The sequence below is a fragment of the Paraburkholderia sp. J63 genome (assembly GCF_905220245.1).
In the GTDB taxonomy this organism is placed as follows: Bacteria; Pseudomonadota; Gammaproteobacteria; order Burkholderiales; family Burkholderiaceae; genus Paraburkholderia.
The window spans coordinates 201322-226442 of sequence record NZ_CAJMZF010000003.1; the positions used below are offsets into that span (position 1 = coordinate 201322).

The window sequence follows — 25121 nt, forward strand, 5'->3', positions numbered from 1 at the left end:
ATTCAGGATACCTTCACGATGACGAGTTCGAATAGCGAGTTGACGGCGCACGGACTGTCGCCGGCCGGCACGTCCCGGACGGACAGTCGATTTCGCTGGATCATCCTGCTCGTGATCTGGTCGGCCTTCACGGTGAGCTGTATCGACCGGTTCGCGTGGGCAAGCATTGCGGCGCTGGCCGGCCACGCGCTCGGATTCAAGCTGGCGCTGCTCGGCTCGCTGACGACCGCGTTCTATGTGGGCTACACCGTTTCATGCCCGGTCGGTGGCGTCCTCGCCGACCGGCTTGGCAGCCGCGCGACGCTGGCCGTGTCGATGTTCCTGCTCGGCCTGCTGACGTTCGGGTTCAGCTTCGTCCATAGCTTCGCGGCCGGCGTCGCGCTGCATACGCTGATGGGGTTTGCGGCGGGAGCCGAGTATGGTGCGACGATCAAGGTGCTGACGATCTGGTTCGCGAGGGACAAGGGCCGGGCATTCGGCATCTGGGCGACCGGCACGTCGGTGTCGGTGGTGCTGGCCAACGCCTTCGTGCCGCGCATGGCCGTCAACTACGGCTGGCAATCCGCGTATCAGGTGCTCGGCGTCGCCACGCTGATGTTCGCACTCCTGTGCGTGCTGCTCGTGAAGAACGCGCCGGTTGGCCGCGCCGTCCCGCGCACCACGGCGGCGCAGTTCGCTTCGTTGCTGAAGAACCGGAACCTGCTGATCGTTGCGTTCGGCGGGGCGGGCGCGCTCTACGGCACGCTCGGCTTCGTCGCGTGGGCGAACGCGCTCCTGACGGTTGCACACGGGCTCTCGCCGGTCGTGGCCGGTTCGATCCTGATGGGGTTCGGAGTGGGCGCGTTCGTGTCGAAGCCGTTGTTCGGCTGGCTCTACGACGCCGCGAGCGGCTACGCGAAGCTCGTGGCCGTCGCTGATCTCGTGATCTTCGTGGTGTTGCTCGCCGTGTTCGGAAACTGTTCGTCGAACACAGGTTACTTCCTGCTTGCGCCATTTCTTGGCGCGGCCGCGTATGGCTACACGCCGCTTTTGATCGGCCTCTATACGCAGGCGTCCGGGCCACGGCTTGCCGGCGCGGCGGCAGGCTTCGTCAACACGGTATGGTCGGTCGGCAGCTTCGCCTCGCCCATGATCGCGGGCTATGTGTTCGCTCACGGACACTCGCTCGACATGACGATCGCATCGATCGCAGCGGGTCCGCTAGTGGGCGCTCTCGTGCTGTGCTTCGTGCGCAAGTCGGCCGATTTTTCCATGCGCTGAAATCACATTGCATCGTCCCCGCGAGCCAGCCTGCGCACACAGGATAGTCGCGCATTCATACGCGGCGCCAATACGATTTTCCGATCCAGTCAGACGAAGAATGTGGGTGCGCGGGACAAGAGGAATATCCTCTCAAACCCTTCGCAAACAGTATTGGCCGGCATGTGCTCCCGCTTGCTAAATTGCCTCTACTTCGAAACGCCGGACAGCTTTCCGGCGTTGAGGAAAACGACGCAAGCACGAGGGAGCTTTCACTTATGACGAATCGGAACACCGCGGGCCGCACGCCCGTCATGATCGTGGGGGCAGGACCGATCGGCCTGTCGCTGGCGGGCGATCTTGGCTGGCGCGGCGTGCCGTGCATGCTGATCGAGCGCGGCGATGGCCAGGTCTTTCAGCCGAAGATGGATATGGTCGGTATCCGCACGATGGAGTTCTGCCGCCGCTGGGGCATTGTCGAGGACGTGGAGAACGCCGGCTACAACCGCGATTATCCGCAAGACTACGCGTGGGTCTCGAAGCTGCACGGCGGCTACGAATTCGGACGCGAGCCGTTCCCGAGCGTGCGCGACGAGGCGAAGCCGGAGCAAAGCCCGCAAAAGCGCGAGCGCTGCCCGCAGAACTTCTTCGACCCCGTGCTCACGCGCTTCGCGCAACGCAGCGGCCGTGTCGACATCCGTTACCAGACCGAGTATCTCTCGCACGATGAGCGCGCGGACGGTGTCACGGTGCGCGTGCGCAACCTCGCAACTGGTGCTGAAGAGTGCATCGAATGCCAGTACCTGGTTGGCTGCGATGGCGGTGCGAGCCGTGTGAAAGAGCAACTCGGCACCCGCATGAGCGGCACGCCGGCACTGACCTACACGACCAACGCGATTATCGAGTGCGAGGGCCTCGAGCAGCTGCACGACAAGCAGCCGGGCTACCGCTACATCTTCATTGGGCCGGAGGGCACCTGGAGCACGGTGGTCGCGATCAATGGCCGTAACTGGTGGCGCTTCTCGATTGTCGGTGACGGCACGATGCGCACGCTCACGGAAGACGAGGTCGCCGCGGCGTTCCGGCGCGCGGTCGGTCGCGACGATTTCGAATTCCGCATCGTTTCGCTGATGCCGTGGATCCGGCGGCAACTGGTGGCGGACAACTATGGCACGACGCGCGTGAAGATCGCCGGCGACGCGGCGCATCTGACTTCGCCCACGGGCGGCTTCGGCATGAACATGGGCATTCAGGATTCGGTCGATCTGGGCTGGAAACTGCAGGCCATGGTGGAAGGCTGGGGTGGGGCTCACCTGCTCGATACCTACGAGTTCGAGCGCCGTCCCGTGGCGATCCGCAACGTGGCCGAGGCGACCAACAATCTCAAGCTGATGCTCACGCCGCGCGAGAACCTCAACGCGAAGGTGTTCGAGCCCGGCCCCGAGGGCGACGTGGCGCGCCAGATCTTCGGCGACGCCTACACGCAGATGATGAAGCGCGAGTGGTACACGATCGGCATTCATCTCGGCTTCCGCTACGAAGGCTCGTCGATCGTGGTGCCCGACGGCACACCGGAGCCGGAGGACACCGTCAACACCTATGCGCAGACCGCGCGTCCGGGCCATCGGGCTCCGCACGCATGGCTTGCTCCCGGTCGCTCGACGCTCGATCTGTTCGGTCGCGGATTCGTGCTGGTGCGTTTCGACCGCGCTGTCAATACCGCCCCGCTCGAGGCTGTCGCCCGCACGGTTGGCCTGCCGCTGACGGTCGAGGACATCGACGACGCGAAGGTGCGCGGCCTGTACGAGCGGGCGCTGGTGCTCGTGCGTCCCGACGGTCATGTCGCCTGGCGCGCCGATGCGCTGCCCGATGATCTCCAGGCGCTCGTCGACATCGTGCGCGGCGTGTATCCGCTCGCCGTACAGCCCGCCGCTTGCGAGGAGGCGGCCGCACGATGAAGCTGCGCGTAGGTCTGGATGACTAATTGACTGGAGAAAACAATGACCCAGGTCGATGCGCCCATGCAGGCGGCGCCACCCGGATATTTCGAGGATCTGCAGGCGCACGCGCTCTCGCCGGGCTGGGCAAAGAAAGTGCCCCAGATGTGGGCGGCGCCGCGTTCGCGGTTCGTGCCGGCGGTCTGGCGCTATGCGCAGGCTCGCGCCGCGCTCGATGCCGCGTGTTCCTTCGTTTCGCCGGAGTTTGCCGAGCGGCGCAATCTGATCATGGTGAATCCGGTTGCGGAGAACCTCTATCCCACATGCCGCAACCTGGTCGCGGCGTATCAGCTCGTGCTGCCCGCGAAACCGCGCGCTCGCATCGCCACGCGCCCAACGCGCTGCGCCTGATTCTCGACGCGGGCGGCGCAACCTGCACGATCGTCAACGGCGTGCGCATCGAGGTGGCGCCAGGCGATGTTGTGCTCACGCCCTCGTGGCACTGGCACGGCCATAGCAACCACGGCGACACGCCCGCGTTCTGGATCGACTTCCTGGACGTGCCGCTCGTGCAGAACCTCGAATGCATGTTCTTCGAGGACCATCCGCAGCGCAACGAGCCCGCCATGGGCGACGCGCCGGATTCGCCGCTACGGCACAAGGGCGCGGACCTCGCGCGCACGACGCGCGAACAGGGTGCGGTCGAGCTCGATACGCGCAGTCTGCATACGACCGGCGTCCATACGCTGGGACTCGAGCGCGGCGCCACGCACGAACAGGCGAAGCGCATCGACAACAACCTCTACACGGTGATCGAAGGCCGTGTACGCATGGCGATCGAGCATTTCGGCACGGTCGAGCTCACGCGTGGCGATGTGGCGGTCGTGCCGTGCTGGCACGCCTTCAGCATCGAAGGTCTTGCCGACTGGTCTCAACTCGTTCGCGTGACCGACGAACCGGCGCTGCGAGCACTGGGCTTTCGCGATGTGAGCAAGCCCGCACAGGGAGAGCGAAGTGAAATTCAGTGAAGAACAACAGATGCTGCGCGAGATGGTGCGCCGCGTGGCGGACGAGCAGGTCCGACCGCTCGTGCCGGGCATGGAAGAGACGCGCCGTTTTCCCGAGGAACTGGTCGAGGTGTTCGGCGATCTCGGCCTGCTGCAGATGTGGGTGCCCGAGGAATATGGCGGGCCGGGCGGCGATCTGACCTCGGTGTGCATCGCGAAAGAGGAAATCGGCAAGGCGTCGCTCGCGGCGTCCACGCTGTGCGCGAACAATTCGATCGGCCTGATTTTGCCGCTCCTGCATTTTGGCACTCCTGCACAAAAAGACCGCTATCTGACCGAGGCCGCCAAAGGGCGCACGATTTCCGCGGTGGCCATCACGGAACCTGAGGCGGGTTCGGATGTGTCCGCCATTCGCACGCGCGCGCGCCGCGATGGGAACAGCTATGTGATCGACGGCCAGAAGAGCTGGATTACCTGGGCCGCGCAGGCGCACTACATGCTGGTGTTCGCGCGGACTTCGGAAGGCCGCGGACATGACGGCATCAGCGTATTCCTCGTGGACACGAAAACGCCGGGCCTGAAGATCGGCCGCAAGGAAGTGAAGATGGGGCGCCACGGCTCGCCGAGCTATCAGGTGTTCTTCGAGAGCATGCGCGTGGATGCCGACTGTTTGCTGGGCGAGGAGGGCAACGGCTTCAAGGCGTGCATGCGCATTCTCGATCTGAACCGTCCTTCGGTTGCGGCGTCGTCGCTCGGTCTCGCGCAGGCGGCGCTCGACGAATCGGTGCGCTATGCGCAGGACCGGCGCCAGTTCGGCAAGCGCATCGGCGACTTCCAGGCCATTCAGTTCAAGCTCGCGGACATGGCCATGAAGATCGAAGCGGCGCGCACGCTGCTCTATAGCAGTACGCAGGAAATCGACGGCGGCGATACGAGCCGTCTCACGCTGCTCTCCTCCATGTCCAAGTGCTATGTGACCGACGTGGCCATGGAGGTGGCGCTGGAAGCCGTGCAGGTGCACGGCTCCTATGGCTACTCGACCGAATATCCGGTGGAGCGCTTCATGCGCGACGCGAAGCTCAATCAGATACTCGAAGGCACGAACGAGATTCACCGGCTCATCATCGCACGCCAACTGCTCGGCAAATGAGCGTGGCACACCTCTTCCGACTCGCAAGGACACAGGCATGACGACAGCACTTCATCCGGCGCTCGGGGCTGCGGCCCGCGCCTTTCTCGCCCGCTCGCATCAGCTTCTCATCGACGGCCGCGGGGTCGAGGCACAGAGCGGCGAACGCACCGGGATCATCGACCCCGGCACGGGCGAGCGCATCGCAACGGTCGCGCAGGGCGGCGCCGCCGACGTGGACCGCGCGGTCGACGCCGCGCGCCGCGCATTCGAAGGCCCATGGCGCAAGGTCTCGCCCGCGGAGCGCACGCGCATCATGCTGCGCTTTGCGAACCTGATCGAAGCAAACAGCGAGGAGCTGGCCGAGCTCGAATGCATCAACAGCGGCAAGCCGCTACGGTTCTGCCTCAACGGCGACGTGGCGGGCATCGTCGAGATGCTGCGCTACATGGCGGGCTGGACGACGAAGATGGGCGGCGAAACAGCCAATGTCTCGTTGCCGGGGGAGTGGCATGCCTACACGCTACGCGAGCCCGTGGGCGTGGTCGGCCAGATCATTCCATGGAATTTCCCGCTCAACATGGCGATGTGGAAGATCGCGCCGGCGCTCGCGGCCGGCTGCACGGTCATCCTCAAGCCCTCGGAACAGACGCCGCTGACCGCGCTGCGCCTCGGTGAGCTCGCACTCGAAGCGGGTGTTCCGCCCGGCGTGCTCAACATCGTGACCGGTTTTGGCAATCCGGTCGGCGCGGCCATGGCGGCACATCCCGGCATCGACAAGGTGGCCTTCACGGGTTCCGGCGAAACGGGCCGGCACATTCTCCAGGCCGCCAGCGGCAATCTCAAGCGAGTCTCGCTGGAGCTGGGCGGCAAATCGCCCGTGATCGTTTTTCCGGACGCGAATCTCGAAGCCGCCGCCGCCGGCGTATGCTCGTCGATCTTCTTTCACGCGGGGCAGATCTGCGCGGCCGGCTCGCGCCTCTATGTGCACGAGCGGGCCTTCGACGAGATGCTCGAGCGCATCACGCAGCGCGCGAATGCAATGAAGCTGGGCCACGGGCTCGACGCGGGCACCGAGATGGGGCCGGTCATTTCGCGGCGGCAGCTCGATCGCGTCGCGGGCTATATCCATAGTGGCCAGCAAGAGGGCGCGACGCTCGCCGCCGGTGGCGGTTCGAATGGCGAGCGCGGCTATTTCGTGCAGCCGACCGTGCTGACCGGCGTGAAACCCGGCATGAAGGTCCACGACGAGGAGATTTTCGGTCCCGTGCTCTGTGCGATGTCGTTCGAGAGCGACGACGAGCTCGACCGTATCGCCGCTGCCGCCAATGCGACTACCTATGGCCTCGCCGCGAGCATCTGGACGAGCAATCTCGCACGCGCGCACAAGATGGCCAGCCGTATGGAGGCGGGCATCGTCAACGTCAACGCGCTGTCCTCGCCCGACGCGACACTGCCATACGGCGGCTACAAGCAATCGGGCTGGGGCCGCGAGCGCGGCTTCGACGCGATCGAGCTCTATACGCAGGTGAAAGCGGTCGCTGTGAATCTCAACATTTGAGCCGCGGAGCGCAACGGGGCGACGAAGGGCGCGCGCTGAAGACGCTTGTTGCCAGTGCGCAGGCGTGATCGTTTTATTGCATGAGAGAGAGGTGGGTGATGCCGGTTATCAAGTATGTCCAGGCGAATGGCCAGATCGTGGAAGCCGACGTGCCGCTCGGCAGTTCGGTGATGCAGGGCGCGGTCGCCCATATGATCGAAGGCATCCTGGCCGACTGTGGCGGTGCGTGTAGCTGTGGGACCTGTACGGTCCATGTGGACGCGGCGTGGATGAGCCTCGTTGGCGAGGCCTGCGACCTCGAGCGGGACATGCTCGAAGGCATTGGCGTGCAGGGAGCCAATAGCCGCCTGAGCTGCCAGATCGAGATCACGCCCGAGCTGGACGGCCTGATCGTCGCGGTGCCGGCCTGAGCAAGCGTACTAGCGGACGGGAACAACGATGGGTCAGTGGGATGACAAGTTCGAACGCGCGGCGCGCAAATGGGCGAGCTGGACGATGCCCGAGTACGGACAGACCGACCGCGTAATCGGCCGGATACTGGAGGACAAGGCCCGCCGCTTCCCTTACCGCGAAGTCTTTCAGTTCGGCGAGAGCGCCGTGACGTTCGAGCAGTTGAATGCGTTGAGCAACCGTGTCGCCAACGGCTTCCTCGCCATGGGTGTGCGGCCCGACGACAAGGTTGCGCTGATGCTTGCGAACCGGCTCGAATTCATGCTCGCCTGGTTCGGCCTCGCGAAAATCGGCGCCGTCTGCGTGCCGATCAACGTGGCGCTCAAGGGCGATGGGCTGACCTGGCAGATCGATCAGGCCGATTGCGTGGCGCTCGTGACCGAGCCGGCCTATGTGGCGGCGCTGGAAGCCGTCGCGGAGCGTTTGCCGAAGTTGCGGCATCTCGTCCTCGCAAGCGAGCGCGCGTTCGACGCCGCGTGCCTGCCCGCGTGGCATGGCGTGCAGACGCTCCACTTCGGTGCGCTGCTCGCGCACGCGCAAAGCGCGCCGGGGGTGATCGTCGACTTCCGGCAACTGTCGACGATCTCGTACACCTCGGGCACGACCGGGCGCTCGAAGGGCGTCATGATCAGCCATCACTACTGGTACGAGATCTGGGCGCAAGCGGTCCGGTATGCGCGCTACACCGAGGACGACGTGCTCTATACGGGCTTGCCGTTCTTTCACACGAGCGCGCACGGGACGACCGGCCCCGCCATTCTGGCCGGTGCGAAGGCCGTGCTGGTCGAACGCTTTTCCGCGAGCCGCCTGTTCGACGATTGCCGGCGCTGGCAATGCACGTCGGCGAAATTCATCGGCAGCATGCTCGCGATCCTGATGAAGCAGCCGCCCGCGGCCCTCGACGCCGACAACCCGCTTCGGCTGATGGTCGGCGCCGCTGCCCCGAGGCAGATCTGGCAGGCTTTCGAGAACCGCTTTCAGACGCGGTTGCTGGAGCTCTACGGGATGACCGAATGCAGCGGCTGCCTCGTGAATCCCTATGAGGACCGCCGTCCGGGATCGTGCGGCAAGGCGATCAACGGCTATGAAGCGAGGCTCGTCGACGAGGATGGCAACGAAGTGCCAACCGGCCAGGCCGGCGAGATCGTCGTGAGGCCGCAGCGCGCGCATCTGGGTACCACCGGTTATTACCGGCAGCCGGAAGCGACGCTCGAACTGTTCCGCGATCTGTGGATCCATACGGGCGATCTCGCGACCCAGGACGCGGACGGGTACTTCTATTACGTCGATCGAAAGAAGCAGGCCCTGCGCCGGCGTGGCGAGAACATTTCGTCATTCGAGGTGGAGGCCGTGATCGGCGGCCATCCGGCCGTGCTCGAATCGTGCGTGGTCGGCGTGCCTTCGGAACTCGGCGAGGACGAGGTCAAAGCCGTCGTGGTGCTGCGGCCGGGTGCGAACATCAGCGCGCGCGAGCTGATTGCCTGGTGCGAGTCGCGGCTCGCTTACTTTGCGATTCCGCGCTACGTCGCCTTTCGCAGCACGTTGCCGAAGACGCCGAGCGAGCGTGTCGACAAATACCGCTTGCGCGCCGAGGGCGTCACTCCCGATTGCTGGGACCGCGAGCAGGCAGGTGTCGTGCTCGCGCGCTGAAGCCCGACGTGCGCTTCGCATCTCGGGCCAGGCTATGAAAGCGGGAGGCGGCAGCCACTCACTGCCGCATCAACGCCATCATCGCGCCGAAGCCGACGAACACGCCGCCCGTCACGCGGTTGAACGCCTTCGCCACGCGGCGGCTCTTGAGCGTCGCGCCGATGCGCGTGCCGAAGCCCGCGTAGACCAGATACCAGCTCACCTCGCACACAGCGAACGTGGCCACCAGCACGCCGAACTGGGGCAGCGTGGGACGGCTCGCGTCGATGAACTGCGGCAGCAGCGCCGCCGCGAACAGGATGGCCTTGGGGTTGCTGCTGGCCACCAGAAAGCCGTTGCGAAAGAGCGCACCCGGCGAGCGGCCGGCGCCGGTCGCGGGCGCCTCGGCGATGGCGTCGCCGTGGTCGGCGCCGCCTTCGCGCACGGGCGCGCGCCACGCCTTCACGCCCAGATACACGAGATACGCCGCGCCAACGAAGCGCAGCACGTTGAACATGGTCGGCCACGCCTGGAGGAATACTCCCAGTCCGGCGGCGGAAACGGCCAGCATCAGCACGAGCGCGGAGAGGCAGCCGCCCATGGTCGCGCTGGTGCGGCGCAGACCGTACTGCGCGCCGTGCGACATGATGAGCAGCATATTGGGGCCGGGAATGGCGCAGACGACGAAGACAGTGGCGAGGAACAGCCACCAGGTATGGAGATTCATTGCGACAGCGCGTTGAAAGATAAAACGTGAATTATGCCAGCCCGCGTGCGCTGGGAGGGTGGGAGGGGGAGGGCTGTCTTTGGGGGGCGTGGCGGGTGCGGAATCCCCGCGACAAAAAAGAAAAAGCCCGCCAAAAGATCCACTGAATGACCAGCTGAGGCGGGCTAGAACCACATCAAAAGGAGACATGGAGGAGACGGATTCAGTATAAGCACGCCCTTGATGCGTCGCAAGAAATGTAAGCCGTTTGAACCGTTAACCATTGTCAAATTTTGAGAGATATGATTGCCGTGCGTACTGTGCGCGCCCAAAATGCATCCACGCCTGCCGTCTCGGCGGCGAGCAGCAAGGGCAACAGGGAGCGTAGGCGCGGTGTCAGTGGCAGGAGTCGGCCAACCATGCAGTGGCCGGCGCCGCGGCAACTGCGCCCCGACAGGCACAACGCAAGAATCGATCAGCAATCAATCTGTAATCAAGCGGCAATCAACCGGAGGAATCAAATGGGCATTCTGGACGAAGTAGGCAAGGTCGCAGGCGCGATTGCCGCGGTGGAAGCGACGGAAAAGGTCGACTCGGACGCCGGCTTTCTGACCAAGGCGGCCGCTGCGGTCGCGGGCTTCGAGGGCGCGGGCGCGCTCGAAAAGATGGCCGAAAAGAAAGAGGACGACAAGCAGGCCGACGACGGCACCCAGCAAGCCGACGCAGGCGACGCAGCGCCGGATTCGCAGACCTGATCTGATCAGCGAAATCGACGAGAGCGGCGAGAGCCGCATCGCTCGCGCGACGTAATTCCCGCGCGCGCCGCTTGAGGGAGCGGCGCGCGCGGCCGATGAGAGTGGCAGAACTCTGTCTACCGCGGTCTTACGGCCGCGGTTTTTTTCGCCTTGCGATTCCGGCGGGCGGGTTGGCGAGGTCACGCGTCCGGCTTGCCGATCGCGTCGAGTTGCGCGAGCAGAATGCGCAGGCGTCAGAACTTGTGCCGGATGCCGACCCGCAGAGAAACCTGCTTGTCGGTGGTGGACGCCGTCAAGCCGGTGATCTGCGCAACGGCGCTCTGCCCGGTCGAATCGGTGCCGCTCGCCTTTTCGTAGACGGCAAGCGTGTAGACATCGGTCCGGGCTGAGAGGAAATAGTCGAGCCCCGCGCTGAAGAGGTTGTAGTTGGCGCCATCCCTGCCGCCTGCGCCGCCGTTGCGCGTGTAGTCGTAGGCCAAACCGGCGAGCAGCGAAGGAGTGAGCTGGTATTTCGCGTTGATTTCGACGTTATTGAAGGCGGCCGTACCCTTGTAGTGCAGGGTGTCCGGTCCCGACGCGGAGCCCATGTCCTCGAATCGGGTATTCGAGTACGCGAGGTTCACATTGAGCGAGCCGAGCGTCACGCCGGCGCCCACGCCCGCGATCTCCAGGCGGTTCGCGGACGCGTACCCCGCGAACACGGGATTGCTCTGCGGGCTGGTCGGGCTGCCGAAGCTGCCCAGATTATTGGTCGTCGCCGGACCGGCGTTGGGATTCGCGCCGAAGAACGACGTATTCGGATTGCGGATGTTCAGGTAGCCGGCGCCGAGCGAGAAGGGGCCATGCGAGTAAGCTGCGCCGGCACCCCAGATCCAGTTGCTCGAAAACGAACCCGGCGTGCCACCGAGGTTCATCATCGCTTCGATGGTCAGCCCCTGGTAGCTGGCACTGCGGAACTTGATCGAGTTGTTGATCCGGCGGGTATTGAGCGCGTTGTCGAGATCGCCCGGGTGCGAACTCATATAGCCGCCCCACTGCGGCGCGGCGAGAAACGGCCCGTAGTTGTCGACCACAGGGTCGTACTGGCGGCCCAGCGTCACGGTGCCGAAGGGGTTGCTCAAGCCGACATAGGCCTGGCGGCCGAACAAGGCGCCTGCCTGATTGAGCGCGCCGTTATTGCTATAAAGCCCGCTTTCGAGCACGAACAGCGACTTGAGTCCGCCGCCCAGGTCCTCGGTGCCTCGCAAGCCCCAGCGGCTGCCTTGCAAGCCCGCCGAGCCGCCTTCGATCATCGCGATCTGGTGCCCGCCCTGCAAGCCGCTCGCGGTCTTTGCCGTCTGAACATTGTTCGTGTAATTCACGCCGCTATCGATAATGCCGTACAGCGTGACGCTGCTTTGTGCGTGAGCGAGACCCGCGACACCGCTTAGCACTGCAAATGAAAAGGCAGACTTCTTCATCGAAATGATCTCCAGTTACTTCATTTTATTGACTACATGTGGCTTCCCGGCTGTCGGGCATTCCTGCCCGACAGGAAGTCAATGGCTTTGATTCGGAACAGCGCCGGCAGCGCCTTCGTTCTCGTGCTCGCTGATGCGGATGAAATACGTCATCAGGAACGACGCGACCAGCAGTGCCGAAAGAAACAGCAGGCCGGGCGTTGCGCTCTTTCCCGCGCCCTTGATATACCCGATCGCGAAGGGGCCGACGAAACCGCCCAGATTTCCCACCGAATTGATGACAGCGATGGAAACCGCAGCCGTAGAGCGGCTCAGGAACAATGTAGGCAGCGCCCAGAACGGGGACTTGAACGCGTAGAGGCCCGCCAGGCTCAAGCTGATCATCGCGATCGAGACATAAGGATTCGTCGAGAGTCCCGCGCCCAGCAGGGCGACGGCAGCGACGCCGAGGGGGATCGCTGAGTGCAGGCGTCGTTCGTTGCGGCGATCCGAGCTTCTGGACCACATCACCATGGCGATCGTCGCGACAATGTACGGAACCACGGCGATGAGGCCGACCTGCGTATGGCTGAGCGTCCTCGAGAAACCCTTGATGATCTGGGGCATCCAGTAGCCGACGCCGAGGCTGCCGCATTGATAGACGAAGTAGATGAACGACAGGTAGAGAACTTTCGGATTGGTCATCGCCTTGAGGGAACCGAAATGCTTCGCGTTGGGGCGAGCGTTGCGGTCGTTGGCCAGTTCGTTCAGCAGCCATTCGCGCTCGTGGGGCTTGAGCCACTTTGCATCGGCGGGCCGGTCGGTCAACCAGAAGAAGCACAGCACACCGCCGATCAGCGCGGGCGCGCCTTCCAGAACCAGCATCCAGCGCCAGCCGTTCCAGTTCAGCCACTGCGCGTTGTCCATGACCCACGTGCTCAGCGGCGCGCCGACGATGTACGAGACCGGGATGGCGGCCGTAAACAGCGCGACCGTGGTGGCAAGTTCCTTCGCGCGGAACCAGTACGTCAGGTAGACGATGATGCCGGGGAAGAAGCCGGCCTCAGCCACGCCGAGCAAAAAGCGCAGGACGTAAAGCTGCGTGGCGTTCTGGACGAATGCGGAGCCCACGGAAACGATGCCCCAGGTAACGAGGATGCGGGCGATCCATATGCGTGCGCCGAACCTGTTGAGCATGACGTTGCTCGGCACCTCGAACAGGAAGTAGCCGATGAAGAAGATTCCCGAGGCGAAGCCGAATGCTTCGCTGCTCAGCGCCAGTTCGTGATTCATCTGCAACGCCGCGTAGCCGATGTTCGCGCGGTCGATATACGAAATGATGTAGAGGATGAAAACGAACGGGATGATGCGCCACGTGATCTTGCGTACGAGCGCGTGTTCGTCGATTGCAGGGTTGGCTTGCATGTGTTTCTCCACCGGCGGGCCAGCCCGCCGGGTTTCGCGTGAATCGAAAATGCGTGTCAGGCGTGGCGTTGCGAGAACACCATGCAAACGGGGCTGCCCGACGGGGCGACGAAGCCGGTCGGTGCGAGGTTCCCGGAGTTCGCATCGACGGAGAACGCCACGATGGTGTCGCTGTCCTCGTTGAGTGCGTACATGAAGCGGCCATCGGGTGTGCTCGTCATGAAACGGGGCGTCTTGCCTTGTGTGGGTACGGCATTCAGGAAGCGCAGATGCCCCGTCGGTGCATCGATGCGGAACACGGCGATGCTGTCGTCGCCGCGGTTGGACGCATAGACGAAGCGCCCGGTGTGATCGACTTCGATTTCCGAGGCGCGGCTATTGCCCGTGCAGGTATCCGGCAGACTCGAAAGCACCTGCAGCGGGGTGAGCGAGCCGTTGGCCGCATCGTAGCCATGCGTCGTGACCGTCGAGTCGAGCTCGTTGACGACCCACGCGTAGCGTCCATCGGGATGGAACGCGATGTGGCGCGGTCCCGCGCCTTCGCGGGAAACGACGAAGGGCGTCGCGGCTGGCGTGAGCTGGCCGTTTTCGAATCGGAACGAGAACGTGCGGTCGAGTCCCTTGTCCGGGACGATCACGAAGCGGCCGGTGCGATCGAACGGATTGAAGTGCGGCTTCGACTGCTTCTGTTCGATGCGGTGCGGGCCGATCGGCCCGTCCAGGTGCACGAGCTGCGTGAGCGGTTCGAGCGAACCGTCCGCGGCGATGGGCAGCACCGCAAGGCTCGCGCCGATGTGATTGGACACGACCACGTAGCGGCCCGTCGGGTCGATCGCGAGATGCACGGGATTCTTGCCTTCGGTGCTCTGGCGGTTGATGAACGTGAGCTTGCCGCTCGCCTTGTCCACCTTGAACGCGCTGATGTCGCTCATGTCGCCGTGCACCGTGTAGAGATGCGCGCCGTCGCGGCTCAGCGCAAGGAACGACGGGTTCACCAGGTCCTTGAGGAGTTGCACGAGCGTGAGCGCGCCGGTCTGCGTATCGACCTGATAGACGCTGATGCCATCGCCGCGGGCGTTGCGTTCGCGCGTGGTGCGCGAACCGACATAAGCAAACATGGGTTTCTTTCCTTTCAAAATGGGGTGGTGCAGGGCCTCTTCATCCGCGCAGGCCGGCTGCGTTCTCGCTCCGGGGAGCGCCAGCGCCCCAAGCGTTGCGGCACCCAGCACGAGGCTGCGGCGGACCGCGTCCGGGCTGCCATGCGGCCCCGTTTCTCGTGGTGTGGCCTCCGGAAAGCCGGTTTTCGTCACGGATGTCTCCTGATTTTTTGGATCTCGGGTTTTCACTGGATTGCATTTTTATCTAGTAAAGTGCAAAAATACAGTTATGGAAAACACTGACACCCCCCTCATCTCCAGCCTCGACGCTGCCGGCGCGAGCGTGCGTTTCGTCGATCTGCCCGCGATGTTCGGCGCATCGCTGCGCGACTTGCCCGTCGTGCTGCGCCTGCTGCTCGAAAACGTCATTCGCAACACGGATGGCGACGAGCGCCGGCAAGCCGTGGCGGCGATATTCGCGTGGCGCGAGCGCGCCACCAGCGAGCACGAGATCGCGTTCCAGCCCAATCGCGTGCTGATGCACGACACGACGAGCACGCCCGCGCTGGTCGACATCGCGGCCATGCGCGACGCGCTCGCGGAGGCCGGCGCCGACCCCGCCGCGCTCAATCCGGTGCTGCCGGTCGATTCGTCGGTGGACCATTCGCTCGCCGTCGAATACTTCGGCGAGCCCGACGCCGCGCCGAGGAATCTCGCGCTCGAACTGCGCCGCAACGAGGAGCGCTACCGCTTTCTGCGCTGGGCTTCACAGGCGCTCACGGGCGTGCGCATCCACCCGCCCGGCACGGGCATCATGCATACGATCAATCTGGAGCAGCTAGCGACGGTGGTGACACGCGTCACGCGCGGCGGCGAGGAGTGGGCGGTGCCCGATACGCTGATCGGCACGGACAGCCATACGCCGATGATCAACGGCATCGGCGTGCTCGGCTGGGGCGTGGGCGGACTCGAAGCGCAGACGGTGATGTTCGGCATGCCGGTGATGCAGCGCATTCCCGACGTGATCGGCGTGCGTCTGACCGGTGCGCTGCGTCCGGGCGTGCTGGCCACGGACCTGGCGCTCACGGTCACGCAGCGCCTGCGCGCGATCGGGGTGTCGGGCGAATTCGTCGAGTTCTTCGGGCCGGGCGTTTCGACGCTCAGCGCGGGGGAGCGCTCGGTCGTGGCGAACATGGCGCCCGAGTACGGCGCATCGACGGGATTTTTCCCGGTCGATGCGCGCACGCTCGACTATCTGCGCGAAACGCATCGCAGCGAAGCCGCCGTGCAACTCGTGGAAGCGTTCACGCGCGCGGCCGGTTTGTGGTTCGATCCCGAGGCTACGCCGCGTTACACGCGCACGATCGGGATCGACCTTGCGAGCATTGGGATGCATGTGGCCGGCCCGCGCCGCCCTCAGGATCTGCTCGATTACACGGCGCTGCCTGCCACGCTGGCGAAGCTCGAATTCAAGCCGGAAACCCTGCACGCTGAAATGCCGCGCCACCCGGTAGCAATCGCGGCGATCACGAGCTGCACGAACACGTCCGATCCCGCGTTGCTGATCGCCGCCGGCCTCGTGGCTCGCAAGGCGCGCGAGAAAGGCCTTTCGGTGCCGGCGTGGATCAAGACGTCGCTCGCCCCCGGATCGCCCGCCGCCGCCGCGTATCTGGAGCGCGCCGGCCTGATCGACGATCTTTCGGCCGTGGGCTTCGACATCGTCGGCTATGGCTGCACGACCTGCATCGGCAATTCGGGGCCGCTCACGCAAAGCGTGCGCGCGGCGCAGGCCGAAGGCCGCATCTATCCCGTCGCGGTGCTCTCGGGCAACCGCAATTTCGCGGGACGCATCCACCCCGATCTCGATCTGGGCTTCATCATGTCGCCGCCGCTCGTGGTCGCCTTCGCACTCGCGGGCAACGCCGAAATCGATCTGAGCCGCGAGCCCGTGCAACTCGCCGCTGATGGCTCGCCGGTCTGGCTGCGCGAGCTGTGGCCCACGCGCGAAGAAGTGGCCACGCTCGTCGCGCAGTCGGCAGACCCCGAGGATTATCCGCGCGCGTTCGCAATGGCGAGCCGCAATCCGGCGTGGCACGATCTCGACGCGCCAACGTCCGCCCGTTTCCCGTGGGATCCGAAGTCCACGGCGTTGCGCCGCCCGCCATTCGCGGCAGTGGATCAGGGCAGCCAGCTCGGCAGCTATCGTGCGTATCCGCTGCTCGTGCTCGGCGACGACATTACGACCGACCATATCTCGCCGGCGAGCGCGATCCCGAAAGACAGCTTCGTCGCCGATTTCCTGGTCTCGCGCGGCGACGACCGCGACGACCTGAACGTGTTCGCCTCGCGCCGCGGCAACTGGGAGGTGATGATGCGCGCGGCGTTCTACAACAAAACGCTCGTCAACCGGCTGAAGCCTGGCATGCCGGTCGCTCACACGCTGCACGCGCCGAGCGGCGAGGTGCTGCCGATTTTCGAAGCCGCGCAGCGCTATGCCGATGCGGGCGACTCCGTCGTGCTTGTCGCGGGCGAACGCTACGGTACGGGTTCGTCGCGCGACTGGGCCGCGAAGGGCCAGCGGCTCCTGGGCATACGCGCGGTGCTGGCCGCGAGCTTCGAGCGCATCCACCGCTCGAATCTCATCGGCATGGGCATCCTGCCGCTGCGCTTCGCGCCCGGCACCCATCCCGATACACTCGCGCTCGGCCCGGGTGATATGCTCGAAGTCGACGCCCACGCCGACACGATCACCCCGCGCTGTGCGGTGCCCGTTCGTATCGTGCGCGCCGATGGCCGCGTCGAGGCGATCGACGTGCGCGCGGCCGTGGAGACGCAGCTCGAATGCAGGCTGCTGCGCTCGGGCGGCGTCATTCCGCTAATCCTGCAAAAGAATCTCGCGACCGTGGAAGGCTGACAGCAAGCCCTGCGCGGCGCCGCTGGCTGACAGAGATGATTGACCGCTCCATTGCGACCCAAATACTCGAACTGATCAGGAACGAAGGGCTCGAGGCCGGCGCGCATTTGCCCGCGCAAATGCTCGCCGACCGGCTTCGCGTGTCGCGCTCGCCCGTGAACGAAGCACTCGCGCTGCTGCACGAGAAGGGGGTGCTCACGCGCGAGAAGAATCGGGGCTTCTTCCTGGCGCGGCCGCTCGTCGGTCCGCTTGCCGATGTGGTAAGCGAACTGGGACTTGCCGAGACCAGCATTCTGGCGAGCGTCTATTTCCAGATTGCCGACGATCGCCTCAAGGGAGTCCTGCCGGGCGTCGTGTCCGAACAGATGATCCGGACACGCTACGGTCTCACGAGCGCGCAGTTGACGGCGGTGCTGAACCGCATCGCGCAGGAGGGCTGGGCGGAGCGCAAGCCCGGCTATGGCTGGGAATTCTCGCCGATGCTCACGACACCCGACAGCCTGCTCCAGTCGTACCGGCTGCGCCTCGCGCTGGAGCCCGCCGCGCTGCTCGAGCCGGGCTACCGGCTTGAACGCAAGGTTCTCGAGCGCTGTCGCGAGGTTGAAAAGCATCTGCTCGCGGGCGGTATCGAAACCGATACCGCCGACCAGTTGCACGAGCGCGGCGTGCGCTTTCACGAGTCGCTTGTCGAGGCGTCGGGCAACAGCTTTTTCATCGACACCATTCGCCGTGTGAACCGTGTGCGCCGGCTGATCTCCTACCGGTCGATGCAGCATCGCGAGCGCTACGTGGAGCATGCGATGCAGCATCTGCACGTGCTCGAACTCCTGGAGCGCGAGCGCAACGAAGAGGCGTCCGAGGCACTGCGCCAGCACCTTTTGCATACGCTGGAGGCATTGGCGAGCATCCGCGAAATTCTCGACTCCGGGCCGCACGATCAACACACGGCCCAATCTGAAACGACCTCATGAATATCGATTCCGCCGCCGTCGAGGCATTCGCTCCCAGCGGCACGCTTCGCGCGTCCATCAATCTCGGCAATCCCATTCTCGCAAACCGCGACCCACAGTCGGGTGAACCGGTTGGCGTATCGGTCGATCTCGCGCGTGCGTTCGCACAATGCCTGGGCGTGCCGCTCGAACTCGTCGTGTTCGATGCAGCGGGCAAGTCCGTTGAAGCCGTGAGCGATGCGCGCGCCGACTTCGGTTTTTTCGCGGTCGACCCCGAGCGTGGCGAAACCATCGCGTTTACGGCGCCCTATGTGCTGATCGAAGGCTTTTATCTGGTGCGCGAAGCATCGCCGATCCGCACCAATGCCGAAGTCGATCAGCCACATAACCGCGTGGCGGTGGGCAAGGGTAGTGCCTACGACCTGTTCCTCACGCGCGAGCTGAAGGCGGCGTCGATCGTGCGCGCCCCGACTTCGCCGACGGTCGTGCAGACATTCCTCGATCAGGAACTGGAGGTTGCCGCGGGCGTGAAGCAGCAACTCGAAGCCGATGCCGCGAAGGCCGGAGGATTGCGCTTGCTCGGCGAACGATTCATGGTGATCCGCCAGGCGATGGGCGTCGCAAGGGGCCGGGGGGAACTGGCTGCCGGGGTGCTGCGCGAGTTCGTCGAGGACATGAAACGAAATGGCTTCGTTGCAGAAGCACTGGAGCGTCACCGCATTGCAGGTGCCTCGGTTGCGCCACTCGAGTAAATGAACGGAATGTGGACGGGCCCGGTGAGGTCGCTTCCTTCACCGAGGGCGCCGTCAACGGTAGAGCACATGCCGGGCATTGTCATTGTCGACAGCAACGCCGCGCGCGCCCTGAAGTCGTTCACCAGGCTCTTGACCGTGCCATCTGGCGCGACGCGGCAAAAGCCGTGTGCATGACACTTCACGACCACCGGCACGACAACCGAACAGGGTTCGTCAAGCACCTATAGTTTTCGCGCCGACTACGCGCAGGGTACGTTCGGCATTGGCGCGCGTTATGCGATTGCGGCGGATCTCGTGTAATGATGCTACCAGTGCACCATCGGCAAGCCACTGACGGGAACCGGGAAAGACGGGATCGTGGTGGAGCGCAGACCGCCGAGATACACCGTGCGCAATTCAGGCCCTCCGAACGTGACGCTCGCCATCCAGCGGCATAGCTGGCCGCCCGTCGCGAGCAACGTCTCGCTGCTGACGATCTCGCCGGACGCGAACTCGCGCTCGAAACGAGCAAGCGCGCTGGCGTCGCCATCGGCGAACAGTTCGAGCAGTTCGCCATCGGGCGTGATCGCAATCAGGCGGTCCGCGAGAATCATCGTCGCCCAGAGGTTGCCGTAGCTGTCGAACGCGATGCCGTCGATCAAGCCCGCGCCGAGGTTATCGGGTCCGTAAATCTCGCGGTCAGTGAGGTTGCCATCGGGCTGAACGCGCAGCCGTGTGACGCGTTTCGCCGTTGTCTCCGCGACATAGAGCCATTCGTGCCGCGCGTCGAAACGGATTTCGTTCGTGAAGTGAAAGCCGTCCGCAACTATGCGCAAGCCGCGCTCGTCGAGCAATGCAATATAGCCGTCCGCGAGCCCCGTGCGCTGTGCATCGGTCCATGGGTTCACGCGTGTCGAGATCGTCAGCCATAAACGATCCCACGGATCGCGCAGCACGAAATTCACCTTGCCCATCGGTAAACCGTCGAGCGTGTCGCAGACGACGTGCAAGTCGCCGTTGCGCGTCATGCGCTCGAGGCGGTCGGTGCCGAAGTTCGCGATCAGGAAGTCGCCGTTTGCGGCGAATGCGAGACCGTTCGGCAGCGTGCCGCTCACGAGACTGCGATGCGCGTCGCCTCGAAGATCGAAATGGCCGTCGACATGCGGCGCGATCAGGCTCTGGCGGCCGGCGGCGTCGATGCGCATGACGCCGCCGCGCGCGTCGGCGGACCACAACGTGCCGTCGCGCTCCGCGAGGATGCACTCGGGGCGCCGCAGATCGTGGCCAATCGTTCGGACCGCGGCGGGATCGAGCTGCCAGCCCTTCAGCGGGTTACGCGCCGCGCGGCGCGAGCGTGCAAGATTCATGAGGTCTCCGTAAAAACATGTCGTGCTTCAAGGGGCGCTCACGTCGCCGGGGCCGCCGTACGCGGTCCAGCCGCCGTCGACGGCGAGCAGGCTGCCGGTCACGTACGTTGCGAGATCGGAGATCAAAAACGCCGCCGCGTTGGCGACTTCGTCGGGGCGGCCGAGGCGCCCGAGCGGCGTGCGCGCTTCAAGGCGCGGCACGTCGACTTTGCCTTCGGCGCTCAGGCGCTCGATCATGGGCGTCGCGATGTAGCCCGGCACGAGCGCATTGACTCGCACGCCGTGCCTTCCCCATTCGCAGGCCAGATCGCGCGCGAGCATCGCGACAGCCGCTTTCGCGGGGCTATAGGCATAACGGAACGGCGTGCCGCCGACGCCGTACGCCGAGGAAACGTGCACAATCGAGCCACTGCGCTGCGCGAGCATCGGGTGCCCCGCCGCGCGCGAGATGGCGAAGGCGCCGCGCAGATGCACGTCGACGACGCGCTGCCAGTCCGCGAGCGCGATGTCGAGCGCCGGCCCGACCTTGTCACTGATGCCGGCGGCGTTGACGACGGCATCGATGCCGCCGCAATGCACGAGCGTGTCGGCCACCATGCGAGCGCAGTCGACTTCGTTCGCGATGTCGCCGGCGCTCACGCCGTGCGCGCCGATCTCGCTACCGACCGTATCGAGCTGCGCTGCGTTCAGATCGGCGATCGTAACGCGGGCGCCCATTGCGATCAGGCGTGCCGCTGTTTGCCTGCCGATTCCGCTCGCGGCGCCCGTGACGAGCACGCGTTTGCCGCCGAGATCGAGTCTGCTGGAGTCCGTCATGAAATGGGTTCCTTGAGTATTCGGGTGTATGAGTAACGAAGCGATGGGCCGCCTCAGAGCCGGATGCCGTGCGCGCCTTGCTCGATGAAAGTCTGCGCGATCCAGTCGGCGATCGTGTCGCGGGCGTGAGTCATGTTGTCGGCGCTGCAATGCGCGACGCCGCCTTCGCGAGCGGTGAAGATCTTCAGCTCGCGCTTGGGGCTGTTGCGCGCGTGTTCGTATTGCGCAAACGCGTAGTCGATGGGGATCTGCCGGTCCTGCGCGCCGTGCGTGACAAGAAAGGGGACCGTGATCTGCTCGACGACCCCTTCGAGCGTCACGCGCGGCGCGAACGCCATGAACGCTTCGAGCGATGGCTGGCCCCATACCCACTGCACGTGCTCCCAATAGTGCGGCACGGGCCGGTCGCCTTCGCGCGCGAGACGGCGCTGCTGCAACTCGCCCCAGTTGTAGTTGGCGCCCCACGCGACGCACAGCTTGAAGCGCTTTTCGAACGCGGCCGCGCGCGGGGCGTAGTAGCCGCCGAGCGACCACGCGCACACGCCGAGGCGCATGGCGTCGACGTCGTCGCGCGTTTCCAGGTAATCGACGACAGCGCCCGCCCAGTGCTCGGCTTCGACGATGGCGGGTAACGACTGAAGCCGCAATGCTTCGCCAACGCCCGGCTGATCCACCATCAAGGTCGAGATGCCGCGTCGCGCGAGCGCCTGCGCGATGCCGGCGCCGTAGATCATCTCCTTGGTGCTGTCGAGGCCGTTGAAATGCGCGACGCACGGTGCCGGACTGCCGTCGGGCCGATGCCCCGCGACGAGCAGCCCCGAGAGCGTCGTGCCCGCATAGGGAATCGTCACGCGTTCGCAGTTCTCGTCGTGCAGGTCGATGAACTTCGCGAAGGTGTCGAGCATCTTGCGATAGGCCTCCTTGCGCGGCGCGTAATCGCGGCGCTGCATGCGCTCGGCGGTCAGGTAATAGGTCGAGGCGCGGCCGTACTTGGCGCCGGCGCTCAGGCGCTTGCCGGCCGCTTCCTCTTCCTGCGCGAGCTCGACGAGCGTGTCGGCCTGTGCGCACCAGCTGCGGAAGAAGGCTTCGGTGCCGGCGTCGTCGCCGTGCCGGGCGGCATCGCGCAAGGGCTCGCACATCGCATCGATCTCGCCCATTTGGGCGCCCATGCCAAGGGCGATATTGACGGACAGGTTCCAGACGTAATTGCCGGGGAAATATTCGAACATCGAGGTGCTCCACGAAGGAAAGGAACTCATGGGCGCGAGCGGGGGCGCCGCGCCGGCTTTCGTGACGAGATGATCGGCTGGCGCCGGCCGCGAACCAAGTTGATCGTTTCAAGGCGGCGCATTGACGAGGTCAATGCGCGCACTGCGGCAGGACATTGACGGCCTCAATGCCGTGAATCGAGCGAATCAAATGTACGGCGCGTCGCGGCGCCTTCAGCATGGCGCCATTCGATCGCAACAGAGTTCACGTAAAGGGAGACGTCGTATGTTCGTGAAAAATGCCTGGTATGTCGCCGCGCTTTCCCATGAGGTCGGACGCAGCCTGCTGCCGCGCCGCCTGCTCGGCGAGGCCGTGGTGCTGTACCGCAAGGAGGACGGTGCGCCAGCCGCCATCGAAGACCGCTGTTCCCACCGCTTCTATCCGTTGTCGAACGGCATGCTGAAGGGCGATACGGTGATCTGCGAGTATCACGGGCTCGAATTCGACTGCGAAGGACAGTGCCTGCGCATTCCCGGTCAGGACACGGTGCCTCGCGGCGCACATATTCGCGGCTTCACGGTGCGCGAAAAATGGCAATTCGTGTGGATCTGGATGGGCGACCCGCAGCTCGCCGACGAATCGCTCATCCCCAATCTGTGGATGCACGAAGCGCCTGGCTGGGCGACGAGCGTAGCGGGGCGCGTGACGGTGAACGGCGACTATCGGCTGCTCGCCGACAATCTGCTCGACTCGAGCCACGTCGCCTATCTGCATCGCACGACGCTCGCGAGCGACGTCTCCGATGTGCCGGTCGAATACGACTTCGGCGAGTGGCAGGTGCGCGCGACGCGCTGGACGATCGACCGTCCGCCCGCGCCGATGTTCGCGCAAATGAGGGATTTCCCGGGTAATGTCGATCGCTGGCAGATCACGACCTTCACGGCGCCGAGCTTTATCGAGGTCGATCTGGGCAGTTGCGCGACGGGCACCGGGGCACGGCAGGGCGACCGGCGCGAGGGCGTCGAGATGCGTGCGATCAATCTGGCGACGCCCGCCGACGCCGATTCGTTCCACTACTTCTACTCGCACAACCGCAATTTCCGGCTCGACGACACGCAACTCACGGCGATGACCTGCGCATTCATCGACACGGCAATCAGCGAGGACGTCCGCGCGATCGAAGGCGTCCATGCGGGCTTCAGGCGCTATCCCGGCCTGAGCCCGCTGCACATCAAGCTGGACGGAGCGGGCCTGCGCGCGCGCCGCATCATCGACGATCTGCTGCAGGCCGAAGCCCGCTGAGCAGCACGCCGCGGCTGCGGGGAAACGGTGCCGAGACATGAAGAAAATCGATTGAATACCTTGAAAATTAATCGATAGAGCTTATTCACCGCGGCTCATAGAATGCCAGTTGAAAGCGAACGAAACAGTTCGCGCCACGTCATCACAAACAGGAGACATCATGCCTGCAGACCCGCTCGCTTTGCGGCGCTGGTCGATCGTGTTCGCATCCGCGTGCGCGCTCGCCGTCGGCAATGCACCGATCGCCATTTTCACGTTCGGAATTTTTTCGAAGGCCGTGGTTGCCGAGTTCGGGTGGAGCCGCGGCGCAGTCGGCGCTGCGCTGGGTGCGCTCAATATTTGCGGTGCGTTCGCGATTCCGTTCTTTGGCGCATGCATCGATCGATTCGGCGTGCGCCGCCCGATGCTCGCGTCGATCGTGCTTTCGTGCCTTGCGCTCGCGGCCGTGTCGCTCGCGCACAGCTTCTGGGCGTTCGTGCTCGCGTTTGCCTTGTTCGGTGTGTTTTGCGGCGGCATCACGCCGGTGCCGCACGCGAAGCTGATTGCCGCGTGGTTCGGCAGCCGCCGCGGGCTGGCGCTCGGGCTCGCGATGTCGGGCACGGGGGTCGGCGCCGCGCTCGTCCCCTTGCTCGCGCACGAACTGCTCACGCATTACGGCTGGCGGGCGGGCTATCAGGGACTCGCGCTGCTCGCGGCGGTGATCGGCCTCGTCGCGACAGCGTCCGTGCTGCGTGACCCGCCCGCCGTCGCCACGCCGCAGCGCGAACGCAGGCCGCTTACGCCCGCGCCGTGGCGCACGATTCTCGCGCGCACCGAATTCTGGCTGATGGCGCTCGCGGTGTTCGCCGTCTGCACTGCGCTGACGGGGATGATTGTGACGGCTGTGCCGCTGCTCACCGATCGCGGCATGCCCGCGCTGATCGCGACCTCGGTCGTGTCGAGCGCGGGGCTCGCGTCGGCCGGCGGCCGGCTCTTGACGGGGGCGCTGCTCGACGTGTTCTTCGGCCCGCGCGTGGCGGCCTGCGCGTTCGTCGCCAGCGCGCTCGGCATCGCGCTGATGGCGGTCGGCGGACCGACCTGGGTGTATCTCGTTGCGAGCGTGCTGATCGGCGGCGCGCTCGGCGCGGAAGTGGATGTGATCGGCTACCTCGTCAGCCGCTACTTCGACATCGACACGTTCGGCCGGGCCTATGGACTCGTGTTCTTCGCGTTCAGCGTCGCGAGCGGGAGCGGCGGCTATCTGCTCGGACTGTGCCACGACCTCACGGGCTCGTACACGAGCGGCGTGTGGGCCTGCGCGGCGCTCTGCCTGCTCGGCGCGCTGCTGATCAGCCGCCTCGGTCCGTATCGCGTCGGCCGCGTGAGGGATGCGAACGAGCAAGGGGGCGTGGCCGCGCGGCCCGCTTGACCGTTGCCGGTGCCTCTCTGCGAATTCGCCTGCTCACGCCTCACCAC

21 protein-coding genes are annotated in these 25121 nt (G+C 65.1%); 14 read left to right on the top strand and 7 right to left on the bottom strand.

Annotated elements, in window-relative coordinates; translation table 11 throughout:
* The first annotated feature begins 18 nt into the window (after nucleotides 1-18).
* The 8 genes from U5775_RS05165 (at nucleotide 19) to U5775_RS05200 (ending at nucleotide 8973) form a co-directional block, all read left to right on the top strand.
* The gene (locus U5775_RS05165; protein WP_322057044.1) at nucleotides 19-1260 is read left to right on the top strand and encodes an MFS transporter; all 1242 of its coding nucleotides are present in this window, start codon (nucleotides 19-21) and stop codon (nucleotides 1258-1260) included.
* A 257-nt stretch (nucleotides 1261-1517) separates the two neighbouring features.
* The gene (locus U5775_RS05170) at nucleotides 1518-3197 is read left to right on the top strand and encodes an FAD-dependent oxidoreductase (RefSeq protein WP_322057045.1); all 1680 of its coding nucleotides are present in this window, start codon (nucleotides 1518-1520) and stop codon (nucleotides 3195-3197) included.
* A 42-nt stretch (nucleotides 3198-3239) separates the two neighbouring features.
* Complete coding sequence (locus U5775_RS05175) at nucleotides 3240-3587, top strand: hypothetical protein (RefSeq protein ID WP_322057046.1); 348 nt, start codon at nucleotides 3240-3242, stop codon at nucleotides 3585-3587.
* A complete protein-coding gene (locus U5775_RS05180; RefSeq protein ID WP_322057047.1) occupies nucleotides 3500-4204 on the top strand; it encodes a cupin domain-containing protein in 705 nt (234 codons plus the stop codon). Before U5775_RS05175 ends, U5775_RS05180 begins: the two co-directional genes overlap by 88 nt.
* Nucleotides 4191-5333 (top strand): acyl-CoA dehydrogenase family protein, encoded by a 1143-nt coding sequence (locus tag U5775_RS05185; protein ID WP_322057048.1) that lies wholly within the window; start codon nucleotides 4191-4193, stop codon nucleotides 5331-5333. The genes U5775_RS05180 and U5775_RS05185 overlap by 14 nt, the downstream gene beginning before the upstream one ends.
* Before the next feature lie 37 nt (nucleotides 5334-5370).
* Nucleotides 5371-6873: an aldehyde dehydrogenase family protein gene (locus U5775_RS05190; protein ID WP_322057049.1), complete on the top strand. Its 1503-nt coding sequence runs from the start codon at nucleotides 5371-5373 to the stop codon at nucleotides 6871-6873.
* A gap of 98 nt (nucleotides 6874-6971) precedes the next feature.
* The gene (locus U5775_RS05195) at nucleotides 6972-7283 is read left to right on the top strand and encodes a 2Fe-2S iron-sulfur cluster-binding protein (RefSeq protein ID WP_322057050.1); all 312 of its coding nucleotides are present in this window, start codon (nucleotides 6972-6974) and stop codon (nucleotides 7281-7283) included.
* 28 nt (nucleotides 7284-7311) lie between these two features.
* Entirely contained in the window at nucleotides 7312-8973 is a 1662-nt protein-coding gene (locus tag U5775_RS05200; protein ID WP_322057051.1) for an ATP-dependent acyl-CoA ligase, read from the top strand.
* Between the two features lie 58 nt (nucleotides 8974-9031).
* Here the strand turns inward: U5775_RS05200 and U5775_RS05205 are convergent, their stop codons facing one another.
* Nucleotides 9032-9679 (bottom strand): LysE family translocator, encoded by a 648-nt coding sequence (locus U5775_RS05205; protein ID WP_322057052.1) that lies wholly within the window; start codon nucleotides 9677-9679, stop codon nucleotides 9032-9034.
* Nucleotides 9680-10179: 500 nt separating this feature from the next.
* Here U5775_RS05205 and U5775_RS05210 point away from each other — a divergent pair, with 500 nt between their 5' ends.
* Entirely contained in the window at nucleotides 10180-10413 is a 234-nt protein-coding gene (locus U5775_RS05210) for a hypothetical protein (protein ID WP_322057053.1), read from the top strand.
* Between the two features lie 233 nt (nucleotides 10414-10646).
* Here the strand turns inward: U5775_RS05210 and U5775_RS05215 are convergent, their stop codons facing one another.
* The 3 genes from U5775_RS05215 to U5775_RS05225 form a co-directional block, all read right to left on the bottom strand.
* The gene (locus U5775_RS05215; protein ID WP_322057054.1) at nucleotides 10647-11873 is read right to left on the bottom strand and encodes a porin; all 1227 of its coding nucleotides are present in this window, start codon (nucleotides 11871-11873) and stop codon (nucleotides 10647-10649) included.
* Nucleotides 11874-11951: 78 nt separating this feature from the next.
* Nucleotides 11952-13277 carry an MFS transporter gene (locus U5775_RS05220; RefSeq protein ID WP_322057055.1) on the bottom strand — a complete coding sequence of 442 codons (1326 nt, stop codon included), beginning with the start codon at nucleotides 13275-13277 and terminating at the stop codon, nucleotides 11952-11954.
* Nucleotides 13278-13333: 56 nt separating this feature from the next.
* Nucleotides 13334-14395 carry a lactonase family protein gene (locus U5775_RS05225; RefSeq protein WP_322057056.1) on the bottom strand — a complete coding sequence of 354 codons (1062 nt, stop codon included), beginning with the start codon at nucleotides 14393-14395 and terminating at the stop codon, nucleotides 13334-13336.
* Nucleotides 14396-14663: 268 nt separating this feature from the next.
* Between U5775_RS05225 and acnA the strand changes: the two genes are divergently transcribed.
* The 3 genes from acnA to U5775_RS05240 are packed head-to-tail and all read left to right on the top strand — an operon-like array spanning nucleotide 14664 to nucleotide 18990.
* Nucleotides 14664-17288, top strand: coding sequence for an aconitate hydratase AcnA (acnA, locus tag U5775_RS05230; protein WP_322057057.1), 2625 nt, complete (start codon nucleotides 14664-14666; stop codon nucleotides 17286-17288).
* Between the two features lie 35 nt (nucleotides 17289-17323).
* Complete coding sequence (locus U5775_RS05235; RefSeq protein ID WP_322057058.1) at nucleotides 17324-18259, top strand: GntR family transcriptional regulator; 936 nt, start codon at nucleotides 17324-17326, stop codon at nucleotides 18257-18259.
* Nucleotides 18256-18990: an ABC transporter substrate-binding protein gene (locus tag U5775_RS05240; protein WP_322057059.1), complete on the top strand. Its 735-nt coding sequence runs from the start codon at nucleotides 18256-18258 to the stop codon at nucleotides 18988-18990. Before U5775_RS05235 ends, U5775_RS05240 begins: the two co-directional genes overlap by 4 nt.
* A 308-nt stretch (nucleotides 18991-19298) precedes the next feature.
* On the opposite strand, the gene U5775_RS05245 is transcribed toward U5775_RS05240, so the two are convergent.
* Genes U5775_RS05245 through U5775_RS05255 form a run of 3 tightly spaced genes read right to left on the bottom strand, consistent with a single transcriptional unit; the run spans nucleotide 19299 to nucleotide 22384 of the window.
* Nucleotides 19299-20339 (bottom strand): SMP-30/gluconolactonase/LRE family protein, encoded by a 1041-nt coding sequence (locus U5775_RS05245; RefSeq protein ID WP_322057060.1) that lies wholly within the window; start codon nucleotides 20337-20339, stop codon nucleotides 19299-19301.
* Nucleotides 20340-20366: 27 nt separating this feature from the next.
* Nucleotides 20367-21155 (bottom strand): SDR family NAD(P)-dependent oxidoreductase, encoded by a 789-nt coding sequence (locus tag U5775_RS05250; protein ID WP_322057061.1) that lies wholly within the window; start codon nucleotides 21153-21155, stop codon nucleotides 20367-20369.
* Nucleotides 21156-21208: 53 nt separating this feature from the next.
* Nucleotides 21209-22384 (bottom strand): alpha/beta hydrolase family protein, encoded by a 1176-nt coding sequence (locus U5775_RS05255; protein WP_322057192.1) that lies wholly within the window; start codon nucleotides 22382-22384, stop codon nucleotides 21209-21211.
* Nucleotides 22385-22649: 265 nt separating this feature from the next.
* Between U5775_RS05255 and U5775_RS05260 the strand changes: the two genes are divergently transcribed.
* Both U5775_RS05260 and U5775_RS05265 read left to right on the top strand, forming a co-directional pair.
* Nucleotides 22650-23666, top strand: coding sequence for an aromatic ring-hydroxylating dioxygenase subunit alpha (locus U5775_RS05260; protein WP_322057062.1), 1017 nt, complete (start codon nucleotides 22650-22652; stop codon nucleotides 23664-23666).
* 160 nt (nucleotides 23667-23826) lie between these two features.
* Complete coding sequence (locus U5775_RS05265; RefSeq protein ID WP_322057063.1) at nucleotides 23827-25074, top strand: MFS transporter; 1248 nt, start codon at nucleotides 23827-23829, stop codon at nucleotides 25072-25074.
* Nucleotides 25075-25121 lie beyond the last annotated feature (47 nt).